17 protein-coding genes are annotated in these 14670 nt (G+C 71.8%); 4 read left to right on the top strand and 13 right to left on the bottom strand.

Translation table 11 applies throughout. From position 1 onward, the window contains the following. Positions 1 to 55: 55 nt before the first annotated feature. Positions 56 to 640 carry a flavodoxin family protein gene (locus tag ACZ7G1_RS12140; RefSeq protein WP_470872039.1) on the bottom strand — a complete coding sequence of 195 codons (585 nt, stop codon included), beginning with the start codon at positions 638 to 640 and terminating at the stop codon, positions 56 to 58. A gap of 128 nt (positions 641 to 768) precedes the next feature. Between ACZ7G1_RS12140 and ACZ7G1_RS12135 the strand changes: the two genes are divergently transcribed. Continuing rightward, a complete protein-coding gene (locus ACZ7G1_RS12135; protein ID WP_470872041.1) occupies positions 769 to 1155 on the top strand; it encodes a winged helix-turn-helix transcriptional regulator in 387 nt (128 codons plus the stop codon). Between the two features lie 23 nt (positions 1156 to 1178). Here the strand turns inward: ACZ7G1_RS12135 and mutM are convergent, their stop codons facing one another. The 9 genes from mutM to ACZ7G1_RS12090 all read right to left on the bottom strand — a co-directional run bounded on the left by mutM (position 1179) and on the right by ACZ7G1_RS12090 (position 10149). Further along, complete coding sequence (gene mutM, locus ACZ7G1_RS12130; protein WP_470872042.1) at positions 1179 to 2039, bottom strand: bifunctional DNA-formamidopyrimidine glycosylase/DNA-(apurinic or apyrimidinic site) lyase; 861 nt, start codon at positions 2037 to 2039, stop codon at positions 1179 to 1181. Between the two features lie 130 nt (positions 2040 to 2169). Beyond that, positions 2170 to 2961 (bottom strand): ribonuclease III, encoded by a 792-nt coding sequence (gene rnc / locus ACZ7G1_RS12125; protein WP_470872043.1) that lies wholly within the window; start codon positions 2959 to 2961, stop codon positions 2170 to 2172. 17 nt (positions 2962 to 2978) lie between these two features. Next, positions 2979 to 3152: a 50S ribosomal protein L32 gene (rpmF, locus tag ACZ7G1_RS12120; RefSeq protein ID WP_015036448.1), complete on the bottom strand. Its 174-nt coding sequence runs from the start codon at positions 3150 to 3152 to the stop codon at positions 2979 to 2981. 2 nt (positions 3153 to 3154) lie between these two features. Continuing rightward, positions 3155 to 3817 (bottom strand): YceD family protein, encoded by a 663-nt coding sequence (locus tag ACZ7G1_RS12115; RefSeq protein ID WP_470872757.1) that lies wholly within the window; start codon positions 3815 to 3817, stop codon positions 3155 to 3157. Between the two features lie 127 nt (positions 3818 to 3944). Then, positions 3945 to 4979: an ATP synthase F0 subunit B gene (locus ACZ7G1_RS12110; RefSeq protein WP_470872044.1), complete on the bottom strand. Its 1035-nt coding sequence runs from the start codon at positions 4977 to 4979 to the stop codon at positions 3945 to 3947. Between the two features lie 121 nt (positions 4980 to 5100). Continuing rightward, the gene (coaD, locus tag ACZ7G1_RS12105; RefSeq protein WP_362565739.1) at positions 5101 to 5580 is read right to left on the bottom strand and encodes a pantetheine-phosphate adenylyltransferase; all 480 of its coding nucleotides are present in this window, start codon (positions 5578 to 5580) and stop codon (positions 5101 to 5103) included. Between the two features lie 26 nt (positions 5581 to 5606). Continuing rightward, on the bottom strand, positions 5607 to 6188 hold the full coding sequence (gene rsmD, locus ACZ7G1_RS12100) for a 16S rRNA (guanine(966)-N(2))-methyltransferase RsmD (protein ID WP_470872045.1): 582 nt from the start codon (positions 6186 to 6188) through the stop codon (positions 5607 to 5609). Positions 6189 to 6265: 77 nt separating this feature from the next. Next, complete coding sequence (gene recG / locus ACZ7G1_RS12095) at positions 6266 to 8467, bottom strand: ATP-dependent DNA helicase RecG (protein WP_470872047.1); 2202 nt, start codon at positions 8465 to 8467, stop codon at positions 6266 to 6268. Positions 8468 to 8526: 59 nt separating this feature from the next. Next, positions 8527 to 10149, bottom strand: a complete 1623-nt coding sequence (locus ACZ7G1_RS12090) for a DAK2 domain-containing protein (protein WP_470872048.1) — start codon at positions 10147 to 10149, stop codon at positions 8527 to 8529. 236 nt (positions 10150 to 10385) lie between these two features. On the opposite strand from ACZ7G1_RS12090, the gene rpmB reads away from it, so the two are divergent. After that, complete coding sequence (gene rpmB / locus ACZ7G1_RS12085; RefSeq protein WP_003957616.1) at positions 10386 to 10571, top strand: 50S ribosomal protein L28; 186 nt, start codon at positions 10386 to 10388, stop codon at positions 10569 to 10571. 139 nt (positions 10572 to 10710) lie between these two features. Here the strand turns inward: rpmB and thiD are convergent, their stop codons facing one another. Next, positions 10711 to 11508 carry a bifunctional hydroxymethylpyrimidine kinase/phosphomethylpyrimidine kinase gene (gene thiD, locus ACZ7G1_RS12080; RefSeq protein WP_470872049.1) on the bottom strand — a complete coding sequence of 266 codons (798 nt, stop codon included), beginning with the start codon at positions 11506 to 11508 and terminating at the stop codon, positions 10711 to 10713. Then, entirely contained in the window at positions 11505 to 12467 is a 963-nt protein-coding gene (locus tag ACZ7G1_RS12075; protein ID WP_366308282.1) for a thiamine-phosphate kinase, read from the bottom strand. The genes thiD and ACZ7G1_RS12075 overlap by 4 nt, the downstream gene beginning before the upstream one ends. 233 nt (positions 12468 to 12700) lie before the next feature. Between ACZ7G1_RS12075 and ACZ7G1_RS12070 the strand changes: the two genes are divergently transcribed. Both ACZ7G1_RS12070 and ACZ7G1_RS12065 read left to right on the top strand, forming a co-directional pair. Beyond that, positions 12701 to 12934 carry an Lrp/AsnC family transcriptional regulator gene (locus tag ACZ7G1_RS12070; RefSeq protein ID WP_015036438.1) on the top strand — a complete coding sequence of 78 codons (234 nt, stop codon included), beginning with the start codon at positions 12701 to 12703 and terminating at the stop codon, positions 12932 to 12934. Between the two features lie 23 nt (positions 12935 to 12957). Then, positions 12958 to 13452: a DUF3515 domain-containing protein gene (locus ACZ7G1_RS12065; RefSeq protein ID WP_471204085.1), complete on the top strand. Its 495-nt coding sequence runs from the start codon at positions 12958 to 12960 to the stop codon at positions 13450 to 13452. A 31-nt stretch (positions 13453 to 13483) separates the two neighbouring features. Here ACZ7G1_RS12065 and ACZ7G1_RS12060 read toward each other — a convergent pair whose 3' ends face one another. Beyond that, positions 13484 to 14623, bottom strand: a complete 1140-nt coding sequence (locus tag ACZ7G1_RS12060) for a D-alanine--D-alanine ligase family protein (RefSeq protein WP_470872052.1) — start codon at positions 14621 to 14623, stop codon at positions 13484 to 13486. Positions 14624 to 14670 lie beyond the last annotated feature (47 nt).

Here is a 14670-nt window from a genome sequence, read left to right as displayed (position 1 = left end):
GCCCCGTCACCTTCCTGGTGACGGGGCCCTCTCGGGTTTACGGGTGCTCGCCGGATCAGGCGGCGGTCTTGCCGGCCGCGAAGGTGCGGGCGGTCAGGGCGACGCGGCGGCCGAGGTGCTCGGCGGTGGCGATGTCGGCCTTGTGGACGCCCTCGGGGCCCTGGTCGTTGTGGGTCTGGGCGGCGGCGCCGGAGAAGAAGCCGAGGCGGTTGAGGTCGTTCTCCGAGGCGTCGGTGGTGTTCCAGCCGGGCTTGAGGCCCAGGTTCACCCAGGTCATGCCGTGCTGGCCGGCGAGGGTCTGGAAGAACTGCAGGGTGTGCAGCTTGTCGCCGCTCTTGGAGCCGGAGTTGGTGAAGCCGGCGGCGAGCTTGTCCAGCCAGGCGTCGGAGAACCAGCGCTTCGAGGAGGCCTCGGCGAACTGGTGGAAGGCGCCGGAGGCGGTGCCCATGTAGGTCGGGGAACCGAAGACGATCGCGTCGGAGGCGTCGAGCAGCTCCCACTGGGCGTCGGTGATTCCGTCGACGTTGATCACGTGGACGGTGGCGCCCGTGTCGGCGGCACCCGCGCGGACGGCCTCGGCCAGGACGGCGGTGTGGCCGTAGCCGGAGTGGTAGGCGATGGAGACGACGGGGGTGGTCACAAGGGGCTCCTCGGTCGAACGGGTCAGCAGGGCAACGACCAGAAGTAGAGCACTAACTTTTGGAAAGCGCAAGCGTTCGGTTAGCGCCCTCATGGCAGTAAGCGCTGCGCGGGAGTACGGTGGGGGGCATGACTGACGACCTCGCCTACGACGTGTTCGCGCGCGCCTGCCCTTCGCGCGGCACGCTGGAACACGTGACGGGCCGCTGGGGCAGCCTGACGCTGACCGCCCTCCACGAGGGGACGTTCCGCTTCAACGAGCTGCGTCGCAAGGTCGACGGCGTGAGCGAGAAGATGCTGTCGCAGACCCTGCACGCCCTGGAGCGCGACGGTCTGGTCCACCGCGAGGCGCAGCCCACAAACCCGCCCCGGGTCGAGTACCGCCTCACCTCGCTCGGCCGCGAGATCGCCGACCACCTCATCGGCCTGATCCACCTGCTCGAAGGGCGCATGTCCCAGGTCGAGGCCGCCCGCGAGGACTACGACGCCCAGCGCGCGGCCACCCCGACCGCCTGACCCCCCGGCTGCTCAGCCGCTCGTCAGGCCGTCGCGCGCGGCGGGCGCTGGCAGCGCGGGCAGAAGTAGCTGGAGCGGTTCATCCAGGCGCGGCGGCGCATCGGCGTCCCGCAGCGGTGACAGGGCTCGTCCTCGCGCCCGTAGGCGTCGAGGGAGCGGTCGAAGTAGCCGGACTCGCCGTTGACGTTCACGTACAGGCTGTCGAAGCTGGTGCCGCCGACGGCGAGCGCCGCGTTCATCACGTCCCTGACGTGCCCGAGGAGCTCGGCCGAGCGCGGCCGGGTGAGGGTCGCGGTGGGCCGGTCGTAGTGCAGCCGGGACCGCCAGAGCGCCTCGTCCGCGTAGATGTTGCCGACGCCGCTGATCAGCGACTGGTCGAGGAGCGCGCGCTTCACGGTCGTACGGCGCAGCCGCAGCGCCGCATGGAAGGCGGCGTCGTCGAACTCGGGGTCCAGCGGGTCGCGGGCGATGTGCCCGATGACGTCGGGCAGCCCGTCGGGGGTCTGGTCGTGGAGCGAGAGCCCGCCGAAGGTGCGCTGGTCGACGAAGCGGAGCTCGGTGCCGGCCGAGTCGTCGAAGCGGACCCTGATGCGCAGGTGCTTCTCGTCCGGGGCGTCCTCCGGCTGCACGAGCAGCTGACCGCTCATGCCGAGGTGCCCGAGCACGGAGGTGCCGGTGCCGGCCAGCGGCACCCAGAGGTACTTGCCGCGCCGCTTCGCGACCTCGAACCGCTGCCCCGTCAGCCGGGCCGCGAAATCCGCCCCGCCCGCCGGATGCCGTCGTACGGCCCTGGGGTGCAGCACCTCGACCCCGGCCACGGTCCGCCCGGCGACCCAGCGCTCCAGACCGCGCCGTACGACCTCGACCTCGGGCAGCTCGGGCACGGGACTCCTCCGGAGGGGGTGCTGGGATGGTGCCGCCAGCCTACCGGCCCGGCAAGGTCCGGAAACGGCTCCGCCCGCCCCCGGTGGAGGCGGGCGGGAGGACTCCGCTGAAGGAGTGCGGGGGCCGCGGTCAGGCGGTGGCCGGGGTGACCCCGTCCTTCTCCTGCTCGCCGGCGGTGCCGGCATCGGCCGCGGCCTTCGCCGCCGCCAGGCGCTCGTCCGCCGCCGCGCGGATCTCACGCCACGCGGACTCGGCGGCCTGCTGCTCCGCTTCCTTCTTGCTGCGGCCGGTGCCGGTGCCGTACGAGACACCACCGACGCGGGCGGCAGCAGTGAAGACCTTCTCGTGGTCCGGGCCCTCTTCGGAGACGAGGTACTCCGGCACACCCAGGCCCTCGGCCGCGGTGAGCTCCTGGAGACTGGTCTTCCAGTCCAGGCCGGCACCGAGGTTCGAGGACTTCTCGATCAGCGGGTCGAAGAGCCGGTGCACCAGCTCGGACGCCGCTTCGAGACCCTGGTCGAGATAGACCGCGCCGATCACCGCTTCGAGGGTGTCGGCGAGAATGGACGCCTTGTCCCGGCCGCCCGTGCCCTCTTCGCCCCGGCCGAGCCGGATGAAGGAGCCGAGTTCGAGGCCGCGACCGACCTCCGCAAGCGCACGCGAGTTGACCACCGCGGCCCGCAGTTTGGCCAGCTGGCCTTCCGGCAGGTCGGGATGGGTGCGGTACAGCGTGTCGGTGACCACCAGGCCGAGCACCGAGTCCCCGAGGAACTCGAGCCGCTCGTTGGTGGGCAGACCGCCGTTCTCGTACGCGTACGAGCGGTGCGTCAGCGCACGCACCAGAAGGGCGGACTCGAGCTGATACCCGAGCCGCCCTTCCAGAAGCGTGTGGGACGAGGCTGCGCTGATGTTCTCAGACATCGTGCCTCTCACCAGCCTCAGACCGAGAGGACCTGGCGCTTGTTGTAGGTGCCGCAGCTCGGGCACGCGATGTGCTGCAGCTTCGGCTCCTGGCAACGCTCACACGAAACCAGGGTGGGGACCGCAGCCTTCCACTGCGACCGGCGGTGGCGCGTGTTGCTGCGCGACATCTTCCGCTTCGGAACAGCCACGGCTACTTCTCCTGCTTCTCGGCGGCGCTTCGGACGTCCCCGTCAGAGGCTTTGCCGCTCATGTTGTCCTTCTCATCGGTTCCCAGCGAACCGGCGAGTCCCTGCAATGCCGCCCAACGGATGTCGACGGCGTCATGGTGGTGGTCCGGGTTCTCGTTCAGGTTGGCTCCGCATTCGGAACACAGACCCGCACAGTCCTCCCGGCACACCGGCTGCATCGGCAGTGCGAGCACCACCGCATCACGCAGCAAGGGTTCGAGGTCGAACATGCCGTCCTCGAGGGGGATCATGTCCTCGTCGTCCTCGGCTTCGTCGTCCGCGGCCGCCTTGGAGCGGCCCCGGTCGTCGGAGTCGGGGTACGAGAACATCTCCTGGAAGTCCACGTCGAGCTCGAGCTCGACGGGCTCCAGACACCTTACGCACTCCCCCTCGGCCGATGCACGGGCGGTGCCTGTGACAAGCACCCCTTCCATGACCGACTCAAGACGGAGATCGATTTCCACCGGAGAGCCCTCGGGCACTCCGATGACCCCTTCGACGCCGAAGGCGGCGGAACCACCGGGCGCCTCGACCGAACGCGAGATCCGCTGGAGGGCACCAGGACGCCGCCCCAGCTCGTGCGTGTCGAACACGAGGGGGTTGCGGTGGTCGAGGCGCGTGCTCAGGGCTCTTCCTGCTTTCGGATCGTACGAATCGTGAGGGGGGCTGCCGGACGTGGGCAGCAGAGATCGCGGAATACGCGCGACCGAAGAGCCAGGATACTGGACGCTTCGCTCAGGGCCCAATCCGGGGCTAGTGCCCCTGTTCGTACCGGCGCAGCTGCTCCAGGTCGATCATGCTCGTGTCGAAGAAGCTGGTCTCGTCGAGCGCGGCGGCCTGCTGCGGCTGGGCCTGGGGGACGTACGCCTGCTGCTCGTAGCCGTACTGACCCTGGTACGCGTAGGGGTCGGGCTGCTGCTGGTACGCGTAGGGGTCCTGCTGCTGATAGCCGTACCCGGGGTCCTGCTGCGGCTGCTGCTGGTAGGCGTAGGGGTCCTGCTGGGCGGCGACCGGGGCGGGGGTCTGCGGGGGGAGCTGCGCGGGGATCTGCGGCTGCGGGTCGGCGAGCTCGGCGAGGCCCGCCAGGTAGTCGGCGTCGCTGGTGTGCACCGCGCCGCCGAGACCGTCCTGGGCGGCCATGTGCTCGCCGAGGTCGTCGGTGGCGATCCGGCCGTGCAGCTTCTGCCGGCCCCGGCCGACCGCCTCCAGGGTCTTGCTGAGCACCGCCTCGAACGCGCCGAGCTTGGCGTCCACGTACTCGTCGGCCCGCTGGATCAGGGTCTGCGGGTCGGCGCTGTACTCGGGGGCGTCCTCGTCCGGGTAGCCGTCCTGGTCGAGGCCCGGGCCGCGGCCGAGGAGCTTCTCGCGGCCGCGGTCGACGGAGCCGATGGTCTTGTTGAGGACGACCTCGAAGTTGGCGAGCTTGGAGTCGACGTAGTCGTCGGCCTCGGCGCGGACCTCCTCGGCCTCCCGGCGGGCCTCGGCGAGGATCCGGTCGGCCTCCTCCTGCGACTGCCGGGCGACCTGGGTGTCGGAGACGATCGAGCCGCGCTCGGCGTGAGCGGCCTCGATGATCCGGTCGGCCTCCTGGCGGGCCTGCTCGACCACCTGCTCGCGGCCGCCGATCAGCTCCTGCGCCTGGGCGAGGGAGCCCGGCAGGGCGTCCCGCACCTCTTCGAGCAGGGCGAGCAGCTCGGCCCGGTTGACCACGCAGGATGCCGACATGGGCATGGAGCGGGCGCCCTGCACGGTCGCGACGATCTGGTCGAGCTTCTTCTGCACGTCCACCGGTGCTCGCCACTCTCTACAGCTGGATGGAGACGGACGGGACGACTTTAAGGGCAGTCGGCTCCCGTCCGACACCAGGTGACGGAGCGTCAGCGGTGGTGGCCGCGTGTCACTTCGGCGCCTACCGCTGCGCGAGCCGCTCGGTCAGCCGGGGGAGGACGGTCGGCGGGACCAGGTGGGAGACGTCGCCGCCCCAGGCCGCGACCTCCTTGACCAGCGAGGAGGAGAGGAAGCTGTACGTCGGGTTGGTGGGGACGAACAGCGTCTCCACGCCCGTGAGGCCGTTGTTCATCTGGGCCATCTGCAGCTCGTAGTCGAAGTCGCTGACGGCGCGCAGGCCCTTGACGATGGCGGGGATGTCGCGCTGCTTGCAGAAGTCGACGAGGAGGCCGTGGAAGGACTCCACCTCGACGTTGCCGAAGTCGGCGGTGACCTCGCGGATCAGCTCGATCCGCTCGTCGACCGTGAAGAGGCCCTTCTTCGACTGGTTGATCATCACCGCGACGTGCACGACGTCGTACAGCTTGGAGGCGCGGGCGATGATGTCGAGATGTCCGTTGGTGATGGGGTCGAATGACCCCGGACAGACGGCGCGGCGCAACGTGGGTCCCTCGCTCTCCGGTCCGGTCATCGTGCGTCTTCGCACGTAGAGGCGGCGCGACCGTACCAAAACGTTCCCTCGCCGTAGCGACGGGACCGCAGGGGTGCGAAGCCGGCCGGCCAGCCGAATTCACCGCCTCTGGTGCTGCGCTCCACGGTGACGAGGGCATCCTCGCTCAGCCAGCCCCCAGAGCGCAGTGTGAGGAGAATCTCGCGGAGATCGGCGTCCTCGACGGCGTACGGCGGGTCGAGGAAGACCAGGTCGTACGGCTCGGCGGGGGCGGGTCCCGTCACGATCTGTTCGGCCTTGCCGGTACGGAGTTCGGCGCCGGGCAGGCCGAGCGAGGCGATGTTCTCGCGGACCGTCTTCGCGGCGCGGGGCTCGGCCTCGACGAGGAGGGCGTGGGCGGCGCCGCGGGAGAGCGCTTCGAGGCCGACGGCGCCTGAGCCCGCGTACAGGTCGGCGACCCGGGCTCCGTCGAGGCCGTGGAACGCCTCCCAGGTGGAGAAGAGGCCTTCCCGTGCCCGGTCGGAGGTGGGGCGGGTGCCGTTGCCTGGCGGCACGGCCAGGCGGCGCCCGCCGGCCGTGCCGGCGATCACGCGGGTCATCGGTGTCCTCGTCCTGCGTCGTTGTCCTGTACCTGTTGCGTGCGCAACAGCTACCAGGATAGGGCGGCCGCTCTCGCTCAGCCCTTCTCCAGGTACTCCTCCCGTTCCTCGCTGAGCAGGGCGTCGAGCGCGGTGCGCAGCCCCGGGTGGGCGGTGAGGTCGGGGTCGGCGAGGACGAGGCCGGTGGCCTCCTCGCGGGCGGCGGTGATGACCTCCTCGTCGTCGATGACGGTGAGCATCCGCAGCGAGGAGCGGACGCCGGACTGGGCCTGTCCGAGGACGTCTCCCTCGCGCCGCTGTTCGAGGTCGATGCGGGAGAGCTCGAAGCCGTCGAGGGTGGCGGCGACCGCGTTGAGCCGCTGTCGGGCGGGGCTGGCCTCGGGCATCTCGCTGACGAGCAGGCAGAGCCCGGCGGCGGAGCCGCGGCCGACGCGGCCGCGGAGCTGGTGGAGCTGGGAGACGCCGAAGCGGTCGGCGTCCATGATCACCATGGCGGTGGCGTTCGGCACGTTGACGCCGACCTCGATGACGGTGGTGGCGACGAGGACGTCGAGATCGCCGGCGGCGAAGCGGCGCATGACGTCGTCCTTGTCGTCGGGGTGCATCCGGCCGTGCAGGACGGCGATCCGCAGCCCGGCGAGCGGGCCCTTGCCGAGCTGTTCGGCGACCTCGAGGACGGCGAGCGGCGGGCGCTTCTCGGCCTCGTCCTCGGCGGAGGCCTTGGACTTCTTCTTCTGGTCCTCCTCGTCGCCGATGCGCGGGCAGACCACGTACGCCTGGTGCCCGTTCCCGACCTCCTCGCGGACCCGTTCCCAGGCGCGGGCGAGGAAGTGCGGTTTGTCGGCGGCGGGGACGACATGGCTGGCGATCGGCGAGCGGCCGGCGGGCAGCTGGTCGAGGACGGAGGTCTCCAGGTCGCCGAAGACGGTCATGGCGACCGTGCGCGGGATGGGCGTGGCGGTCATCACCAGGAGGTGCGGCGGCTGCTTGCCCTTCCCCCGCAGGGCGTCGCGCTGTTCGACGCCGAACCGGTGCTGCTCGTCGACGACGACCAGGCCCAGGTCGTGGAACTGGACCTTGTCCTCGATCAGCGCGTGCGTCCCGATGACGAGCCCGGCCTCGCCGGTGACCAGGTCGAGCAGGGCCTGCCGGCGGGCGGCCGTCCCCATGGAGCCGGTGAGCAGCACCACCTTGGTGGCCCGCTCGGCGCCGCCCAGCATCCCTCCCTCGGCGAGCTCGCCCATCATCTCGGTGACCGAGCGGTGGTGCTGCTGGGCGAGGACCTCGGTGGGCGCGAGCATCGCGGCCTGCCCCCCGGCGTCGACGACGGCGAGCATGGCGCGCAGGGCCACCATCGTCTTGCCGCTGCCGACCTCGCCCTGGAGGAGGCGGTGCATGGGGTGGTCGGTGGCGAGGTCGTCGAAGATCTCCCGGGAGACCTTCCGCTGGCCTTCGGTGAGGGTGAAGGGGAGCTTGGCGTCGAAGGCGGCGAGGATGCCGTCGGGGGTGGGGCGGCGGGGGACGGCGGGGAGCTGGGTGTCGGCGTGGCGGCGGCGGGCGAGGGCGACCTGGAGGACGAAGGCCTCGTCCCACTTGAGGCGTTCGCGGGCGTCGGCGATGTCGGCCTTGGTGCGGGGGCGGTGGATCTTCCGCAGGGCGTCGGGCAGGTCGGTGAGGCCGCGGCCCTCGCGCAGGGCGGGCGGGAGGGGGTCGACGGCGTCGCCTGCGCTGGGCAGGACGGCGTCGACGGCCTTGGCGATCTTCCAGGACTCCAGTTTGGTGGTGGCCGGGTAGATCGGCAGGAGGGCCCCGGCCCAGCTGCCGATGCTGTCGGCGGCCTCCTCGCCGTCGGCGCGGAGGAGTTCGTACGCGGGGTGGGCGAGCTGGAGGCGCCGGTTGAAGAGCGACACCTTGCCGGCGAACATCGCGCGGGTGCCGGGCAGCAGGTCCTTGTGCGGCTTGTGGACGCCCTTGCCGAAGAAGACCAGTTGCAGCCGGCCGCTGCCGTCGGTGATGGTCACTTCGAGGCGCTGGCCGCGCCCCTTGGAGCCGTTGAAGGTGAGCACACGGGCGTCCGCGACCTGGGCGACCACCGTGACGTGCTCGTCGAGCGGCAGGTCGGCGAGGGTGGTCAGCTCCCCGCGCTCGGCGTACCGGCGGGGGTAGTGGTGGAGCAGGTCGCCGATGGTGTGCAGGTCGAGCGCCTCGGCCATCACCTTGGCGGTGGCGGGACCGAGGGCCTTCTTGAGTGGTTCGTCGAGCGCGGGCACGCGTTCCATTCCACACCAAGGGACCGACACTCGCGGCGAAGGCTGTGGACAACCGCCCGGAACGGGCCCTATTCCACCCCGATGAGCAGCGGCGGTGCCCCCGCGCCCGCGTGGTACGTGGTGGTGTCGACGGCCAGGTAGCCGCGGCGGACGTGCCGTTCCAGGTCGGGGGCGAGGTCCGGCGGGGTGTCGTCGGCGACGACGAGGGTGACGAGTTCGCCGCCTGCCGAGAGCATCCGGTCGAGGACGGTGCGGGCGGTCTCGGTGAGGTCGGTGCCGATGACGGCGACGTCGCCCTCGATGAGGCCGAGGACATCGCCGGCCTGGCAGACGCCGGCCGAGGTGAAGGACTGGCGTTCGGCGACGGCGAGTTCGGCGTAGCGGGTGGCTCCGGCGGCGGCGGTCATGGCGACGACGTCCTCGTCGAAGCGCCGGTCGGGTTCGTGGACGGCGAGGGCGGCGATGCCCTGGACGGCGGCCCGGGTGGGGATGAGGGCGACGCGGATGCCTTCGGCCCTGGCGCGTTCGGCGGCGGCCGCGGCGGTCTGCCGCAGCTCGGTGTCGTTGGGCAGCAGGACCACCTCGCGCGCGTGGGCCCGCCTGATGGCGTCGACGAGTTCGTCTCCGGCGGGCTGTTCGCCGGGCCGGGTCTGGACGGTGGTCGCGCCGGCCTCGGCGCAGAGTCCGGCGAGGCCCTCGCCGGGGACGACGGCGACGACGGCCCGCTGGGCGCGTTCGCCGCGTCCGGTGGCCGCGGCGCTGTCGGCGGCGAAGTGGGTGATGCGGATCCGGTGCGGCCGGCCGGCCTCGACGCCGGCCTCGACGGCGGCGCCCGCGTCGTCGACGTGCACGTGGACGTTCCAGAGCCCGTCGCCGCCGACGACGACCAGGGACTCCCCCAGGGCGTCGAGTCGCCCGCGGAGCAGCTCCACGGCGCTGTCGTCGGCCTCCAGGAGGTAGATCACCTCGTAGGCGGGTCCGCCGTCGCCGGTCTCGCACTCCTCGCCGGGGTGGGGCGCGGCGGGGCGGCGGGGGGCGGTGGCGGGGTCGGGCGGGGTCTGGCCGGTGACGGTCTCCAGGAGGGCGCCGAGGACGGTCACGAGGCCCCGTCCGCCGGCGTCCACGACTCCGGCGCGTTCGAGCACGGCCAGTTGCCCGGGGGTGGCGGTCAGCGCGGTCCTGGCGCCCTCGTAGGCGTTCCTGGCCACCTCCACGAGCGGGCCGCCGGTGGCGCAGGCCCCTGCGGCGGCGGCCGCGACGGTGAGGATGGTGCCCTCGACGGGGTGGGCGACGGCCTGGCGGGCCGAGGTGGCGGCCTCGGCGAGGGCGCGGGCGAGGTGATCACCGTCACATCCCTCGGCGAGGACGCCGGCCATGCCGCGGAGCAGCTGGGAGAGGATGGTCCCGGAGTTGCCGCGGGCGCCGAGCAGGGCGCCGTGGGCCATGGCCCGTACGGTCTCGGCGGTGTCGGGCGCGGAGGCGGCGAAGACCGCTTCGACGGCCTGATGGGCGGCTTCCGCCGTCAGGTAGAGGTTGGTGCCGGTGTCCCCGTCGGCGACCGGGTAGACGTTGATCGCGTCGATGTCCTCGCGCTCCCGGCCGAGGGCGTCCAGGGCCCGTGCGCACCAGGTCCTGAGCGCTTCCGCGTCGAGCTCGACGAGCTCCTCGAAAGGGGGAAGGGCTCGCGACAACGGGGGTCCTCCTTCTGCGGTGAGCTCACCGCAGGGTAGACCCGGGGTGTCCGGCCCGTGACCTGGGCCCGGGGCGAGGTCGGCGGAGACCATGGTAGTTTCGTTCCACCGAGGCAGGCGTTGTATGCTGCTTCGGTTGCCCGGTCCACGCCGGGCCGTTCCCCGGCAAGCCACTTCAGACTCCTGATTCCGGTGCGCCGGATTTCACTGTAATTCTGAAGTCTTTGGAGTGACCCGTGGCTGCCAACTGCGACGTCTGCGGCAAGGGGCCGGGCTTCGGCAACAACATTTCGCACTCGCACCGCCGTACGTCCCGTCGCTGGAACCCGAACATCCAGCGCGTGCGTGCCGTGGTCGGTCGGACGCCGAAGCGGCTCAACGTCTGCACCTCGTGCATCAAGGCCGGCAAGGTCTCGCGCTAATTGCGGCGCGAGTTCTGTCGTAGCGCAGCCCCTGCGGTTGCCTTGAAAGGTCGGTTCACCTAGGTGAACCGACCTTTTGCCTTTCCTGGGGCGGTCACTCGGGGCCCGTACGCGACTACGCGTACGGGCCCTCGCGCGTTCAGGTCCTGAAGCGCCAGCCGTGGTCCACCGGGCCGATGCCGGTGCCGAGCGAGAAGCCCGCGGCGATGGCCCCGGTCACGTACCCCTTCGCCTGCCGTACGGCCTCCGGCACGCTCAGCCCCTTCGCGAGCCCGGACGCGATGGCCGAGGCGAGCGTGCAGCCGGTGCCGTGGGTGTGGCGGTTGTCGTGCCGGGGGGCGCGGAGCCAGTACTCCTCGGTGCCGTCGGTGAGCAGGTCGACGGCCTCGCCCGGCCCCGTGGGCAGGTGCCCGCCCTTGATGAGGGCCCATTCCGGTCCGTACGACAGGATCGCCTCGGCCGCGATCCGCATGTCGGACTCGTGGACGACGTGGACCTCCGTGAGCTGCGCCACTTCGTCGAGGTTGGGCGTGGCGACGGTCGCCGTCGGGAGCAGCTTCGTCCGGACGGAGTCGAGGGCCGAGGCGGCGAGCAGCGGGTCGCCGTGCTTGGAGACGCCGACGGGGTCGACGACCACCGGCGCGTCCGTGCCGGCGAGGAGCTCGGCGACGGTCTCGACGAGCGCGGCGGAGGAGAGCATCCCGGTCTTCACGGCCTGGACGCCGATGTCGTCGACGACCGCCCGGTACTGGGCCCGTACGGCCTCCTCCGGCAGCTCCCACGCGCCCTGGACGCCCCGCGAGTTCTGCGCGGTGACGGCGGTGAGCACGCTCATGCCGTGGACGCCGAGGGCGAGCATCGTCTTCAGGTCCGCCTGGATGCCGGCGCCGCCGCCGGAATCGGATCCGGCGACGGTCAGCACCAGCGGAGGGGTCACTCGGTCTCCCCGAAGTGGTCCCAGCCGCCCGCGCTGTGCCAGGGCGCCCCGTCGACGGTGACCTGGGGCAGCGCCGAGGGGTTGAGGACCTCGCCGATGACCTTCCAGCGGGCCGGGAGCTTCACGTCGGGCGGGAAGGTGGCCACGATGGCGTGGTCCTCTCCCCCGGTGAGCACCCACTGCATGGGGTCGACGCCGACGGCCTGGCCGATGTCGTTCATCTGCGTGGGGATGTCGATGAGGCCGGAGCGCAGGTCGATGCGGACCTTGCTGGCCTCGGCGATGTGACCGAGGTCGGCGATGAGGCCGTCGCTGACGTCGCACATGGCGGTGGCGCCGAGTCCGGCGGCCGCGGGGCCCGCGTGGTACGGCGGTTCGGGCCTGCGGTGGGCCTCGACGAAGGCGCGCGGGGACCGGAAGCCGCGGGAGAGGACCGCGTATCCGGCGGCGGACCAGCCGAGCCAGCCGGTGTAGGCGACGACGTCGCCGGGCTGGGCGCCGCCCCGGGTGACCGGGTCGTGGTTGCGCAGATCGCCGAGCGCGGTGATGGAGACCATGATCGTGTCGCCGCGCACGACGTCGCCGCCGACCACCGCGGCGCCCGCGACCTGACATTCGTCGCGCAGTCCGTCCATGAGTTCGGTGGCCCAGGTGACGGGGAGTTCGGCGGGTACGACGAGGCCGAGGAGGAGCGCGGTGGGGACCGCGCCCATGGCGGCGATGTCGGCGAGGTTCTGCGCGGCGGCCTTGCGGCCGACGTCGTACGCCGTCGACCAGTCGCGGCGGAAGTGACGTCCTTCGAGGAGGATGTCCGTGCTGGCCACCACGCGCCGGTCGGGGGCGGAGACGACCGCGGCGTCGTCGCCGGGCCCGATCCGCACCGCCGGGGTGGAGGTGAGCCGGGACGTGAGCTCCCTGATGAGCCCGAACTCGCCCAGTTCTCCGACTGTGCCCTTCACCGCGTCTCACCTCGTGTCTTCGTGCCGGCCGGCGGGCGGGGGCGCGTCCGTGCGCGCCGCGGGTCGCGGGCCGTCACCGTGCTGGGTACCGTCAAGTAGACCGTCAACTTCTGTCCTGCGTGCGCCACGCCCCGGGTGCCCCGGGACGCGCGGGTCTCCCCGCGGCCCGCGGCGACGCGGTACCGTGGCGTCCCTTTCTCCCACAAGATCCTCGTGGTCGCCCTGGAGGTTCCGTGGTTCAGGCGTACATCCTCATCCAGACCGAGGTGGGCAAGGCGTCGACCGTCGCCGACACCATCTCCAAGATCCCGGGGGTGCTCCAGGCGGAAGACGTGACCGGTCCGTACGACGTCATCGTGCGCGCGCAGGCGGACACGGTCGACGAGCTCGGCCGCATGGTGGTCGCCAAGGTCCAGCAAGTGGACGGCATCACGCGCACCCTCACCTGCCCGGTCGTTCATCTGTAGCCCCCGTCTACCCTTGGCCGGTGATGTCTGCCCACCGGCCCTTCGGCCTGCCCGCCGCCGCGTCGGCCGCCGTACTGCTGCTGGCCGTCGCCGGCTGCTCCTCGACGGGCGCCGCGGCGTCCGTCGAGGTTCCCAGCCCCCCGGTGGCGGAGGCCGCCCTCTGCCAGGCCTTGGCGAAGGAGCTTCCCGACACCGTGGCGGGGCTGGCGCGGAGTGATCCGGAGCCCGGTTCCGAGCTGACCGCCGGGTGGGGTGACGGAGCGATCGTACTGCGCTGCGGGGTCCCCCGGCCCGAAAAGATGAGCGACCCGAAGTCACAGGCCGTCTCGGCGAACGGCGTCCGCTGGATGCTGGAGGTCACCGAGGGCGGCGGCCCCCGTTTCACCTCGGTGTACCGCAGGACCTATGTCGAGGTCAGCCTCGACGAGCGGTACGCGCACGATGTCGGCCCGCTCACGGATCTGGCCGCCCCCGTGGCCAGGACGATCCCCTGCGCCCTGGACCCGGAGTGCGGCTGAGCCGCACTCCGGTCCGCGTGCTCCGCCGGTTCTAGCGCAGGCCGGTGGAGCGGGTCAGCGCGGCCTGGATGAGCCGGTCGACGAGCTCGGGGTAGCTCACGCCGCTCTCCTGCCACATGCGCGGGTACATGGAGATCGGGGTGAAGCCCGGCATGGTGTTGATCTCGTTGATGACGAACTCGCCGTCCTCGGTGAGGAAGAAGTCGGCGCGGACCAGGCCCTCGCAGGACACCGCCTCGTAGGCGGCGACGGCCAGGCGCTGGACCTCGGCGGTGGCCTCGTCCCCGATCGGGGCGGGCACGATGCCGGAGGCCGAGTCGATGTACTTGGCCTCGAAGTCGTAGAAGTCGTGGTCGGTGACCGGCGGGATCTCGGCGGGCACGCTGGCGCGCGGGCCGTCCTCGAACTCCAGGACGCCGCACTCGATCTCGCGGCCGCGCAGCAGCGACTCGACGAGGATCTTGGGGTCGTGGCGGCGGGCCTCCTCGACGGCCTCGTCCAGGCCCGAGAGGTCGTCGACCTTGGTGATGCCCATCGAGGAGCCGCCGCGGGCCGGCTTCACGAAGAGCGGCCAGCCGTGCTCGGCGGCGAACTCGACGATCTTCTTGCGGGCGGCTGCCGGGTTCTGCTCCCACTCGCGCGGCCGGATGACCTCGTAGGGGCCGACCGGAAGGCCGAAGGAGACGAAGACCCGCTTCATGTACTCCTTGTCCTGGCCGACGGCGGAGGCGAGGACGCCCGCGCCGACGTAGGGGACGCCGGAGAGCTCCAGGAGGCCCTGGAGGGTGCCGTCCTCGCCGTACGGGCCGTGGAGCATGGGGAAGACCACGTCGACCTCGCCGAGGGCCTTCGGCACGGCGCCGGGCTCGCTGAGGACGACCTCGCGGTTGGCGGGGTCGACGGAGAGGACGACGCCGCCCTCCTCGGACTCGGCCAGGTCGGCGACGTTCGGCAGGGTCCGGTCGGCGATGGCCATGCGCTCGGGGGCGTCGGCGGTGAGCGCCCAGCGCCCGTCCGTCGTGATGCCGATGGGCAGCACGTCGTACTTGTCCCGGTCGATGGCGCTCAGGACGGCGCCCGCCGTGACGACGGAGATGGCGTGCTCGGAGCTGCGTCCGCCGAAGACGACGGCCACGCGCGGCTTGCGGGGGCTCTGGGTGTTCTCGCTCATATCGCGATGAGCGTACCTTGCGGTGCCCGAACTCCTGAGCGCCCCGC

It is taken from the genome of Streptomyces sp. NPDC037273, assembly GCF_055603625.1.
Note: the sequence above shows the minus strand (reverse complement) of the source record. Positions and strands in the feature narration are given on the sequence as shown.